Origin of the sequence: Cellvibrio sp. PSBB006, from assembly GCF_002162135.1 — a bacterium.
GTDB lineage: Bacteria > Pseudomonadota > Gammaproteobacteria > Pseudomonadales > Cellvibrionaceae > Cellvibrio.
This window is the reverse complement of sequence record NZ_CP021382.1, coordinates 1,720,517-1,733,312: the sequence shown is the minus strand read 5'-3', so window position 1 is coordinate 1,733,312 and position 12,796 is coordinate 1,720,517. Positions and strand designations below refer to the sequence as shown.

Genomic DNA, 12,796 nt, shown 5'->3' with positions numbered 1-12,796 from the left:
TAGATTGAGAAAAAAGCTCGCTATCAACGGTGGGCTTTTTATTATCCCAACGCAGTGTCCAGCACCATCATCAACACAAAACCGAGCATTAATCCCGCCGTTGCAAAACGTTCATGACCTTTGCGGTGGGACTCAGGAATAATTTCATGACTGATAACAAACAACATGGCACCGGCGGCCAGCGCCAATCCCCAAGGTAAAAATTGCGCAGAAGTGGTTACGATGGACGCGCCCAATACTGCGCCAACCGGTTCAATTAAACCCGATGCACAACCGATAAGAATTGCTCGTAAACGCGAGTAACCCGCGGCAATCAGTGCGACGGCTACCACTAAACCCTCGGGCACATCCTGAATCGAGATGCCAGTTGCCAGCGCACTGGCACCGAGCGCATCACTACCTCCAAAAGCCACTCCTATTGCCAGGCCCTCTGGCAAATTGTGTAAGCAAATTGCAAAAACAAATAGCCAGGTGCGTCGTAAAGATCGCGCTTTGGTGCCTTCGGGTCCTTTGATGAAATGCTCGTGCGGCAGAATGTGATCAATGAACAGCAATAGGGCACCACCTATCAAGATGCCTGCGCCGACAATCAGGCTCGCGAGCCATGTCGAGTAGCCGAGTTGCTGTGCTGATTGGAGAGCCGGAATGATCAATGAGAATGCTGTTGCGGCCAACATGACACCCGCGCCAAAGCCCAGCAAAGTATCGACGAGCTTTTCTGATAAACGGCGCGAGAAAAGCACAGGCAAGGTGCCGAGAGCCGTGGCAGCGGCTGCAATCGAACCGGCAAACAACGCGTCGGCAACACGGGGATCGTGAAATAGAATAGCGAGCCACACCTCGTGACCCAAGGCAACCGCGCCGCCCGCCAGGATGGTAAAACCGAGCAGGCGTATAGGTGTAAGAGAGGTTATCACTTGAGTATTCATATCGATTCTAGTGTTTAGGCAATCATCTAATAAGGACCATGAAACCAATTGCTAAATTTAATACTTATAATGGCTGTAATAGAGAATCATTACCATTTAAATTAATTTACCAGCCTGATTTGTTTCAGCTATAAATGTAAAGAATAAAAAAGCAAATCTTGACGCATAGTTCAACGGCAGTAGATTTTAGGCGGATTTCTCTTCTTTCCTCCTATTTAATTGCGATTAGCTATGATAAATATATTCTTATAAGCGAAATGGTCATTAACACAATAAAGGGTGCTATTTTTTTACTGGTGATGTATTTTCACCTTTGCAAAGATGATTTTTTATCTTATAGTCACAAAGATAATATGCTATAAAAGTCTCTGTGAAGCTTTCCGGCTTTCATATATTGGCACCGTTGACAGCGCTGTCATTAAAGAGTAGTTTTGCTGCACAAAGCGACGAGCGTCTCGTTTATCTAGCGAATTCTCCCTGGGAGGGAGTGAGGTCAACAGCGAGGCAATACCCGCTTTAATAAGAAAAATAGTGAAAAAGCACCTCCGGGTTTCCTGCATTTCCCGGAAAAGAATTCATCTTCTCCCCGAAGGTGAAACTTGCGCGATGTAACACCAATCCCATGGTGTTTGTGTCGGGTAAGGCGTGGTACCGGAATTAATTCCTGATGATAATAAAGGAGAGCTCCATGTATAAAACACAAAGCTTCAAGAAAAAACTGCTCGTCACTGCTATTGCTTCCACCACTTTAACTGGCCTCAGCGGCGTTGCGCTTGCGCAAGAAGCTATTGAGGAAGTTGTAGTAACGGGTATTCGTGCTAGCTTGGAAGCATCTATGGACACCAAGCGCAACTCCTCTGGTGTTGTAGATGCAATCAGCGCAGAAGATATCGGTAAGTTTCCCGATTCCAACTTGGCGGAATCTCTTCAACGTATTACAGGTGTTTCTATTGATCGCCAAAACGGTGAAGGTTTTCAGGTTACCGTTCGTGGTTTCGGTCCGACCTATAACCTGGTGACACTGAATGGCCGTACTATGCCGGCGTCTCAGTTGAACCAGATAGGTGGTTTGATTAATAGCCGCGCATTTGATATGAGTAATATTGCCTCTGAAGGTGTATCAGGAGTGCAAGTTTATAAAACCGGCAAGGCCAACATCAGTTCTGGGGGTATTGGGGCAACTGTTAACTTGACAACGACCCGTCCGCTTGATTCACCAGGTTTCAAAGCGACCATCGGCGCAAAAGCATTGCACGATACTACCAATCGTATTGGTGATGATGTTACGCCTGAAGTATCGGGTCTGGTTAGCTGGACAGATGACAGTGAAGTGTTCGGTGCATCCTTGTCGTTCTCGCATCAGCGTCGCGACAGTGCGCAAACAGGTGCTTTCATCAACAACTGGTCTGATTATTCTGGCCCTTACACTGATGCAACCTTTTTTGAAGGTATCAACGACCTTAATGTCGATACTGTTAACGTTACAAACGCTCCTCCAGTCGGCACCCAAACTAACTCTGCTAATGGTGTGCGCTATATTCACGCGGACTACGAGCGTGAACGTACAAATGGCCAGTTGACCTTGCAATTCCGTCCCATGGAAAATCTGACAGCGACCTTGGATTACACCCTTGCTGAGCAGGAGTCGTTCTACAACCGTGCTGAATTGTCCTTGTGGTTCGGGGGCGGTACCTTCCCGGCAGCGGATGTCCAGTTCGATGATAACCAATCCGTTGCTACGCCGATTTACTTCTGGATTGAAAACCCGACTGGTATCCCGCGTGATATTAACTACGCACCACAACAAAGCCATGTTCAAACTAACCTGGAATCACTTGGCCTGAATGTTAAATGGGATATCTCTGATCAGTTCTCCTTAACATTGGATGCCCACGATTCAAGCAGTGAAAGTCTGCCAGGTGACGGTGCTGTTGGTAACTTCTTCAGTACGGGTGTTGGTGCTGTGGGCGGTTATGGCCACGGCTATGTAAACACTGGCGATTTAATGTTGTTAGTGAATTCCTGGGATGATGATTTTGATCCGACTGGTACAATAACTGGTACAGTTCGTGATGGTGGTTTGGTTCCAAATGAGCTGGATAAAGGTGATCTGGGTTCAACGGTTCGCCAAATCAACTACGACCGTACCTGGTCCGACATCACTCAAGTTAAGGTAGATGGTCGCTTTGAATTTGATAATGACGCAGCGATTGATTTCGGTGTTGATTTCCGTTCAATGGAGAATGTGTCCAAGAGTTCATTTGACCAAACCTTGCTAGAGGGTGGTTGGGGTGTTGCCAATCCTGGTGATATTCCCGGAGACATGGTTGAAGAACTGGATTTCGGCTCTCTGTTCGATGGTTACGCTACTTCGTTGGACTCTGATGCACAAGCCTTCTTCGATGCTGCATCTGGTGGTACCGCAGAAGTTATGTTGAATGGTTATATTGGCGATGCGGATAAGTTGGGTGAATATTTATCTGAGGCCAACGGCCTTGCCTGGGCTCCAAACCCAGACGACAACGTAAACCGCACCATCAAAGAAGACATCTTCGCAATTTATAGCCAGGTTGATGTTCAAGGTGAGCTGGGTAATATGCCTGTCGATGTGTTGGCGGGCATTCGTTACGAAAGAACTGAAATTGAATCCAATAGCCAGGTTGCCAGTGCTGCAGTGGTTTGGCAGGGTGATAACGACTTCACTGTAGAAACGGGCAATGTTGCTACGGCCCCGGTTGTTGTAGGTGAGGCGGATTACAGCCATGTACTGCCAAGCCTGGATATTGCTGTTCACGTTACCGATGATGTGATTACCCGTTTCTCTTGGGGTAAATCTATTGCTCGTGCCAACTACAACGATATCACTGAAGGTATTGGAAACATCGGTGGTCCAGCCGGCGGTCCTACCATCCTGGGTGGTAATCCTGGCGGCGCGAGAAACGGTAATGTTGGTCTGAAGCCGATTGAATCGGATAACCTGGATATTTCGGTTGAGTGGTACTACAACGAGTCAAGCTACGCATCTATCGGCTTCTTCGATAAGCGCGTGCCCAACTTCATTGGTACTGCACAGATCCTGACGACCTTGGAAGAGACTCGTGATCCAACTAATGGTCCAAGAGCAGAGGCGGCGATTGCAGAATTGGAAGCGAGGAATATTCCAGTAACGCAGCAGTCGCTGTTCCAGATGGTGGCATCAATGAGCACTCCAGGAGAAGGTTGTCGAAATGCGCCAGACGTTAACCTTTGTGGCGCGGATTATGATTCTGAGCCTTACGAAGCATGGGAAAATGGCGTAGACATCGTTGCTCTGCCGAACGATCCATTGTCGGTAAACCTGGTGCAAACACCGGTTAACTCTCAGGACGCGCGTTTGTACGGTTGGGAATTTGCGGTGCAGCACTTCTTCGGTGACACTGGCTTTGGTTTGCAAGCTAACTACACTGGTGTAAATGGTTCTGTGGCATTTGATGTGGAAGCTGATCCTTCTGTTACTCAGTTTGCCCTTACCGGTTTGAGTGACTCTGCTAACTTGACGGCCATTTATGATAAAGATGGTCTGCAAGCGCGTATCGCTTATAACTGGCGTGATGGGTTCCTGGATAACCCGGCCGTTAGTGTTAACGAGCCGCAGTTCACGGAAGACTACGCGCAAGTTGATATTTCGGTAGGTTATGCAATCACTGACAACTTCACCGTAACGCTTGAGGGTATCAACGTTCTTGAGGAAGATAAGCGTCAGCACGGTCGTTCGCAAAGACAGTTGACTCGCCTTGAAATCCTAGGTGCACGTTACGCCTTGTCTGCGCGTTATACCTTCTAAGTTTGATAGCTTTTTGAAGTATGATGAATGCCGCTCCTCGGAGCGGCATTTTTTTAGTTATATTTTTCATGTTTTTGAAAAACAGTATTGAGATTTCGAGTATGGCTAGTTTCGAATTGTTGAATAACAAAACGCACCAAGATTTACGTATTGCCACAGGGTTTCCCGAGGATGTGAACTGCCATGGAACCGTGATGATATTACCTTGCGAAATACAAGAGGTGCAGCGGGAGTACCCCATCATCTTTCGGAAACACAATCAAAGCGGGCATTTTTTCCCTTGCGCATTGTTGGGCTTTGAGCAGAAAGAAAATTTATATCTTGATGAAGCAGGGCACTGGCAATCGGTTTATAAGCCGCTGTCGGTCGCGAAGGGTCCTTTTCTTATTGGCCTCGATAGGAATGAAGACCTGGAAAAGCAAGAGCCTCTGGTTTATGTTGACATTGATGACCCCAGAGTAGGGCGGGCTGAAGGTGAGAGAGTGTTTAATGATGCCGGAGAACTAACGCCTTATATGGCAAGTGTGAGTAACGCGTTACGTATTTTGCATGAAAAATCCCGGGAAATACCGCAGATGGTTGAAGCTTTTACGGCATTGGAGTTAATTGAGCCGGTTAATATCAAGCTGGATTTTAGCAATGGGGAGAAGGTGAACTTTAGCGGCGCTTATACGATTGATATTGAGAAGCTGCAAAACCTTAAGTCAGACGAATTACTCTCGCTAAACAAGGAAGGCTTTCTATCTAGCGCCTTCTATATTGCCGGTTCATTAAATAATATAAGTAAGCTGCTAACGCTTAAAAACAATCAATAATGGGGGCGGGCTTTTCGATATCCAGAAACTCTTTTAGAGAACTCTGCATTTATCTTGATAGAGAATATTTATAATTAAACTGGCCGTATTGACTTCAGAAAGCGGTACACTCGACATCATATCAAGCCGCAGATATGACTACTATTTATAATCTGTTATTACTTAGCATATTCTACCTGTCCATCATAAACTATACATTATCGCTGTGCAGGTAGCTTTGGGGGCTTCATGAGTTCTGATGTTGTTAGAAAAAAGGTTGTAATTGCTGGCGGAGGTACATCGGGTTGGCTGGCAGCTGCCGCTCTGGGTAAATTACTGGGCAAAAACCTGGACATCAGCCTAATTGAATCTGAAGAGATCGGCCGTATCGGTGTTGGTGAAGCTACCATTCCTCCGTTGAGAACCTTTCATAAACTGTTGGGTATCGACGAAAGGGAATTAATGAGTGCAATCCAGGGAACCTTCAAACTTGGTATCGAGTTTATCAATTGGGGGCGCTTGGGTGATAACTACATACATTCCTTCGGGGTCACCGGAAAAGATTGTTGGGCGTGTGATTTTCAACATTTCTGGCTCTCGGCTCAAAAAAAAGGTATAGGAGAAAGCTTTGGAGAATACTGCCTTGAGTTGATGGCCGCGAAACAAGGAAAGATGCTGGGTTCAGATGAGTCCGGTGTAAATTATGCCTACCATCTTGATGCGGGGCTCTATGCTGGATTTCTAAAAAAGCACGCTCTAAAACACGGTGTAAACTGGATCGAAGGAAAAATTACTACCGTTAACATAGATCCATCGAATGGTTATATCCAATCGCTTTTACTTGAGGATGGTCGCACCATAGACGGTGATTTGTTCATCGATTGTACCGGTTTTTCTGCTCGTTTGATTGAGGGTGCACTCAATACCAGTTATGAACCCTACGGACATTATTTGCCGTGTGATTCAGCCGTTGCCATCCAGACAGAATTAGCCGGACCTCCGCGTCCCTACACCCAGGCTATTGCACACAACTTTGGCTGGCAGTGGCGTATTCCGTTACAGCATCGTGTCGGTAACGGGATGGTGTACAGCAGTCGTCATGTTTCTGACGATGAGGCATTGGCGACATTGATGTCGAATCTGGAAAGTCCGGCGATTACTGAGCCTCGTGCCTTTAGGTACCGCACAGGAAGACGTAGTAAGGTCTGGAATAAAAACTGCGTTGCTGTAGGGCTTGCTTCCGGTTTTCTTGAGCCGGTTGAATCAACGTCCATTCATTTGGCAATGTCGGCGATATTACGCTTATTAAAATTATTTCCGCTGGATGAAATCAGGCAATCAACTGTTGATGAATATAATCGACAATCGCGCGAAGAGATGGATCGAGTGCGCAACTTTATTGTCCTCCATTATCATGCAACTGAAAGAACGGATACAGCATTTTGGCGTTATTGCAAAGATATGGAAATTCCTGAAGCCTTGGCGCACCGAATTAAATTATTTAAAGATACTGGCGCAGTTCCCTTGCTTGAAAAGGAGTTGTTTCTTGTGGATTCGTGGACACAGGTAATGTTTGGGCAACACATTATGCCTGAAAGGTATCACCCGATTGTGGACTTAATGGAAGAAAGGGAGCTTGATAGGTTCTTGAAAGGACTGAAAGCTATGGTAGATAAAAAGCTTGGACAAATGCCCTCGCATCAGGCCTTCATCGATAGTTACTGCAAAGCTCCAAAAATTTCATAACAGGTTTTCAGCGTAATTCAGGAAATTGTCGTGCAAAATAATTCGATAAAGAACATTGTAATCTTGGGTGGCGGTTCTTCTGGTTGGCTTACAGCTGGTGTTATTGCGGCTGAGCATAAGTCTTATCAGCCCGAGGGAATACAGGTGACGGTAATTGAATCTCCTGATGTCGCTCCGATTGGTGTGGGTGAGGGAACCTGGCCCAGCATGCGGATTACCCTATCCAAAATGGGCGTATCTGAGACTGATTTTTTCCGAGAGTGTGATGCTTCTTTCAAGCAGGGAATAAAATTTGCCAAGTGGGTAAATGGCAAAGATGATGACTTTTATTATCACCCGTTAGTGTTGCCTCAAGGTTTTAATGAGGCCGATCTTGTGTTGCCTTGGCAAAGTATACGTGATGAGGTGTCTTTCGCGGATGCGATCTGTTTTCAAGGGCACCTGTGTGAGCGTGGGCTTGCCCCCAAACAAATAACGACACCCGAATATGCTTCTGTTGCAAACTATTCATACCATTTCAATTCATTAAAGTTCGGTCAGTTTTTGGCTAAGCACTGTGGTGAAAGATTAGGTGTGAAGCATGTTATAGATCATGTTCTGGAAGTAAAGTCGGCAGATAACGGTGATATCGCTGCGCTAAGTACAAAACAATCCGGTGATATTGAGGGTGATTTATTCATTGATTGCTCGGGGTCTGCTGCCTTGCTATTGGGTAAGCATTACCAAATTCCATTTATATCAAAGAAGCACATATTGTTTAATGATGCGGCATTAGCGGTACAAGTGCCTTATCCATCGGAAGATAGTCCAATTGCGTCACATACTGTTGCGACCGCACAAAGTGGAGGGTGGATTTGGGATATCGGCTTGCCGACCCGTCGAGGTGTAGGTTATGTGTATTCGAGCGCGCATATTGACGAGGAGACCGTAGCTGATGAGCTGCGCCGTTACATCGAACCCTCAATTGGCCGTGAAAAAGCAGCGTCATTATCTTTTAGAAAAATCCCCTACGATCCGGGACATCGAGCCACATTTTGGCATCGAAACTGCGTCGCGGTAGGTATGGCTGCCGGTTTTCTTGAGCCATTAGAAGCGACGGCGCTGGTGTTGGTCGAAGCATCTGCAGCAATGATCAGCAATGATTTACCGGCAACAAAAGATGTTATGCAAATTGTAGCCAAACGCTTTAACCAGCGTTTTTCCTACTACTGGGATACGATCATCGATTTCGTAAAACTTCAATATGTACTCACAAAGCGGACGGATACCCAATATTGGATAGATAACGTTAAGCCTGAATCTGTACCAGTGAGGCTTCAGGAACTGTTAGAGTTATGGCGGCATCAGGTTCCCAACAAATATGATTTTCCGCTTGCAGAAGAAATGTTGCCGGCCGCCAGTTGGCAATATATTTTGTATGGGATGGGATTTGTGACGGAAAATCGATCCACGCAAAAGCGCTCCAGTGACTTTGCGATATTTCAGCGATACCGTCGGGAAGTAAAGGCATTAACTGAGCGTTATACTGCTCACCTGCCTACTAACCGGGACCTGATTAACAAGATTTGCCAGGTCGGGTTACGGCGGTTGTAACCTTCTTCATATAGCAGACTATTGGGTGTTCGGATAGTTTGTTTTTTCCTCATAACTTCTATTTTCTCCTCAGTAAGTCGTTCTTAAAAATCATATAAATGATCTATCGATGTAATCGTTTACTCGGTTGGCTTTTTTTATGGTGTATTGGGCTCAATCTATTTATACCGCTTTGCATATAACACATTGGAAGCAAAGCAATCTTTTACAAAGCGTTGACAAAGTGACTGCGTAAGTTAATACTGCGCCGCGAAGTAACCGGTTTCATATTGATGCCGGATTATAATCAATAAGATCTATTAATATCTATTTCAAGATAAATTATCAAATCAAAATACAAAGCTGGCAGGAAGCTATTTTACGCACCTTCTTATTGTTGATTTATATGACAGCGCTGTCATTGCTGTCCAAAGATGATTTTCGCCATTGGCTGAACCCGGCTAAAAGTGAACGGGGATGCCGGTAAATTACATAAATAATGAAGTTTTGCCCGAGCATACTCGGGCTTGAGAATTTGCCTTCTCCCAGAAGGTGAACTCGCTTACTCAGCTTTTTCCTGTTGCTGTTAAGCGTGCGTAATCCGGGAAAAATATTTTCTACCAATAATAAAGGAGAGCTTCATGTATAAAACAATAAGTTTTAAAAAGAAAATCATGGCCACGACCATTGCGTCGATGGCTGGATTCAGCGGCCTATCCATAGCGCAAAATAATGATGCCGGCGTGATGGAAGAAGTTCTTGTGCGTGGTATTAAGGGCTCACTTGAGCGCTCAATCGACGTAAAACGAAACTCCAGCCAACTCGTTGAAGCCATTACGGCGGACGATATCGGTAAGATGCCCGATCAAAACGTGGCGGAGTCGTTGCAGCGTTTACCAGGCATTCAGATTGATCGTAATAACGGTGAAGGTACAAAAGTCCGTATTCGCGGTCTTGATCAAAATATTACATTACTTAATGGCGGCACATTTATTTCTGGTATGGAATATTTCCAGCTGGGCGAAGCCAAGCAAGAATTCGATAGTTCGCTTGAAGGTATTCCATCTGAGTTGCTGGGTGGAGTTGAGGTGTATAAAACACCGAAAGCGTCAGTGGTAGAAGGCGGGTTGGGTGGAGTTATTAATTTAAAAACCCGCGACGCATTTGACCTTAGAGAACCATTGGTTGCCGCCAATATTAAAGGTGATTATGGCCTGGATGCGGAGGATGCTCAGCCTTCAGGTTTCCTTGTGTTGGGAAATAATTGGGATGATAAATTCGCGGCGATTTTTTCTGTAAGTGCCAGTAAAAAAACCGTTCACAACGATTCTATTCAAAGTTTTTCTCGTGAGAACACCGCTGTTAGATGTACAGAAGGTGGAACCTTTGATGCAGAAGCTATGATGTGCTCTGCTGGCCAATCCTATTTTGCACCGGGTATGTTTTATGTTACCGACAGTGAAGCGGAGCGGGAGCGCATCGGTGCATCATTAAATTTGCAGTGGAATATCACGGATGCAATGCAAGTGGGCATGGATTGGTTCCATTCAGAATTGGAGGTTAAAAATCGCCAGTATTCAGTGAAGCACCCCATGAATACCGATGGTGCTGCGGGTATTGACGAGAGTCAGCCATTCGTCATTGATAACAGCAATCCTATCGGTATTGTTAAATCTGCAACCTTTAATGTCCCTGGAGCAGAAACCAATTCTGCTGGTGAAGTCAGTGAAGGGACAGCAGATAACTTCGCCTTACGATTCAAACATGACAGTGGTGGCAAACTGCGTTTCAGCGGTGATGTAGCTTACGCAGAATCGGAACTGGAGCAGCGCGCAGGCTACAGTGATGCGCGCTTTTCTCCCTACGCAATGACTACCTGGACCGGCGAAACCGATAACGGTTGGTCTCACTCAAATGCGAACGTTGGCACGGGTACCGCCAGTCGTTCATTCAGCTTTAATAGTGGCACGCGTCCTTCCTTTGCCTTTGCCAACCCGGCCTGGTTGAACGATCCTTCGTTTCTCACTTACAAATCACATTGGGCTCTGGGCGCTGACATTGAACAGGAATCCTTCGCTGTTCGGGGTGATGTCGAGTACGACATTGAAGTCGGTCATTTGAAAAAAATTACCTTTGGTTTTCGCTATGCGGAAGATGAAGCTGATTTCCGCGAGCTACGTTATTTGAGTGATTTCAGCAGAACCGAAGGTGCAATGACGCCGAACCGTTACGACGAAAATGGTAACCTTATTGCTGCCAGCACGTTTGATCCGAGTGTAAATCCCGGGTTAGGTGGAGCGGGCATTCAGGAAGCGGTTTATCACGATCTCTGTGGCAATGGCGGAATCGTAGCTGGCCGCGAATGTGACATCGACGGTGACGGCCTGGATGACAACCAGCCTTTCGGGCCTTGGGGTTACTTCATGGATGCTGCCATCGGCTTAAAAGCTTTTGAACTCACTACATCCAGCGGCATCAATATGGCCGAAGCTCTGTACGGCCCCGCTATCCGTACTGGCGATCAGGATTCTCCTCATGATACAGCCACCAATAACCATTTTAATCGCTGGAGTGGTTCGCCGGGTGTGATTCCATGGGAAACCTATCTTATGAATCCTGATCGGTCGATAGCACTGAATAACTTCTTTCCTTCCGGTGGATATCAATCCAATGTAATGATGGAAGATGCGAACAAAATAGCCGCCGATGTTGAAGGTTGGATTGATGCCATTACCCCCAACACACCCGGACAGTGGTTCCAGGTACCCCTGGAATCGTGGAATGTAAAAGAATCCACAACCGCATTCTATGGTGAGGCTGATTTCGAAGGTGACAACGTCCCGTACACGTTGAATGTTGGTGTACGGGTTGTGCAAACCGAAGTGGAAGTATCGTCTGCTGAAACCACACCTGAATCTTCCTTGTGGTCCATCGCAACTGACAGCTGGAACAGCCAGGGTGTTTTACTCGACGATAATGTCTTTACCGTTAAGACTAAAGAATATTGGGATGTGTTACCCAGTTTGAACTTTGTGTTGGATACAACGGAAGAAACCAAACTGCGTTTCTCTGCATCACGTGTTATCGCGCGGCCTGACTTGCAAACCTTGGGTAAAGGGTTTGCGAAAAACTTCACGCGTGAAGATGATCCGGATTTCGGCACTTACTTCCGCTTTACCGGCGGTTCTTCCGGTAACCCCGGTCTTGATCCCTATCGCGCAACCCAAGCGGATGTCGCATATGAGTGGTATTTTGATGATTTAGGATTGATCTCTGCCGGTGCCTTTGTTAAAGCGGTTGATTCATTCCTTGCCGGTGAAACGCGTCTGGAATTTGGTGTTGATACCGGCCCAGATGGCGGAAATCTGGGCAGCGTAAGTCGCACGGTGAACGGGTCTGGTGGTAGTGTAAAAGGTCTCGAATTTACAGCGCAAAAAGCATTTGAAAATGGTTTCGGGGCGACCTTTAACTATACCTTTTCAGATAGTACAGCGGATGTATCCTCCACGACTCACAGCAACCTTGGTTTACCCGGTATCTCGGAACACGCGTTCAACTTGATTGGCTTTTATGAGAATGACGCAATCAGTGCACGTATTGCATACACTTGGCGCGATGAATACCTTTCTCCTTTTCGGTCAACCTTTGGGGTGCTTGGCTTGGAAAATGGTGCCTCTGAGTTCTTCGACGATTACGGGCAATGGGATGCGAACGTCACCTATGATCTCAATGAGAACTTCTCCCTCACGGCAGAAGCGATCAACATTACCGGTGAAGAGCAAACCAGTTATTTAGGGTATGCGGGTCAGACAATGACCTATACGTCGCAAGAGCCGCGGATTGTGTTCGGGGTAAATTATCGCATGTAAGTAAAGCGACACGAGCTATCGTAAAGTAAATAAAAAAGGTGCATCAACTGATGCACCTTTTTT

At 46.2% G+C, this 12,796-nt stretch carries 6 protein-coding genes; 5 read left to right on the top strand and 1 reads right to left on the bottom strand.

Annotation, left to right across the window (positions count from 1 at the left end):
- Positions 1 to 41: 41 nt before the first annotated feature.
- Positions 42 to 929, bottom strand: a complete 888-nt coding sequence (locus CBR65_RS07195) for a ZIP family metal transporter (protein ID WP_087466229.1) — start codon at positions 927 to 929, stop codon at positions 42 to 44.
- A 688-nt stretch (positions 930 to 1,617) separates the two neighbouring features.
- On the opposite strand from CBR65_RS07195, the gene CBR65_RS07190 reads away from it, so the two are divergent.
- The 5 genes from CBR65_RS07190 (at position 1,618) to CBR65_RS07170 (ending at position 12,733) form a co-directional block, all read left to right on the top strand.
- On the top strand, positions 1,618 to 4,752 hold the full coding sequence (locus CBR65_RS07190) for a TonB-dependent receptor (RefSeq protein ID WP_087466228.1): 3,135 nt from the start codon (positions 1,618 to 1,620) through the stop codon (positions 4,750 to 4,752).
- A 101-nt stretch (positions 4,753 to 4,853) separates the two neighbouring features.
- Positions 4,854 to 5,567 carry a SapC family protein gene (locus CBR65_RS07185; protein ID WP_157672004.1) on the top strand — a complete coding sequence of 238 codons (714 nt, stop codon included), beginning with the start codon at positions 4,854 to 4,856 and terminating at the stop codon, positions 5,565 to 5,567.
- A gap of 228 nt (positions 5,568 to 5,795) precedes the next feature.
- Positions 5,796 to 7,292: a tryptophan halogenase family protein gene (locus CBR65_RS07180; RefSeq protein ID WP_087466226.1), complete on the top strand. Its 1,497-nt coding sequence runs from the start codon at positions 5,796 to 5,798 to the stop codon at positions 7,290 to 7,292.
- A 30-nt stretch (positions 7,293 to 7,322) separates the two neighbouring features.
- Positions 7,323 to 8,885 carry a tryptophan halogenase family protein gene (locus tag CBR65_RS07175; protein ID WP_198300899.1) on the top strand — a complete coding sequence of 521 codons (1,563 nt, stop codon included), beginning with the start codon at positions 7,323 to 7,325 and terminating at the stop codon, positions 8,883 to 8,885.
- 620 nt (positions 8,886 to 9,505) lie between these two features.
- The gene (locus CBR65_RS07170; protein WP_087466224.1) at positions 9,506 to 12,733 is read left to right on the top strand and encodes a TonB-dependent receptor domain-containing protein; all 3,228 of its coding nucleotides are present in this window, start codon (positions 9,506 to 9,508) and stop codon (positions 12,731 to 12,733) included.
- Positions 12,734 to 12,796: the final 63 nt, after the last annotated feature.

Bases quoted from the DNA above. Each gene is read 5' to 3' on its own strand.
- CBR65_RS07190 (WP_087466228.1), top strand. From the start codon at position 1,618: ATGTATAAAACACAAAGCTTCAAGAAAAAACTGCTCGTCACTGCTATT.
- CBR65_RS07170 (WP_087466224.1), top strand. From the start codon at position 9,506: ATGTATAAAACAATAAGTTTTAAAAAGAAAATCATGGCCACGACCATT.
- CBR65_RS07195 (WP_087466229.1), bottom strand. From the start codon at position 929: ATGAATACTCAAGTGATAACCTCTCTTACACCTATACGCCTGCTCGGT.
- CBR65_RS07185 (WP_157672004.1), top strand. From the start codon at position 4,854: ATGGCTAGTTTCGAATTGTTGAATAACAAAACGCACCAAGATTTACGT.
- CBR65_RS07180 (WP_087466226.1), top strand. From the start codon at position 5,796: ATGAGTTCTGATGTTGTTAGAAAAAAGGTTGTAATTGCTGGCGGAGGT.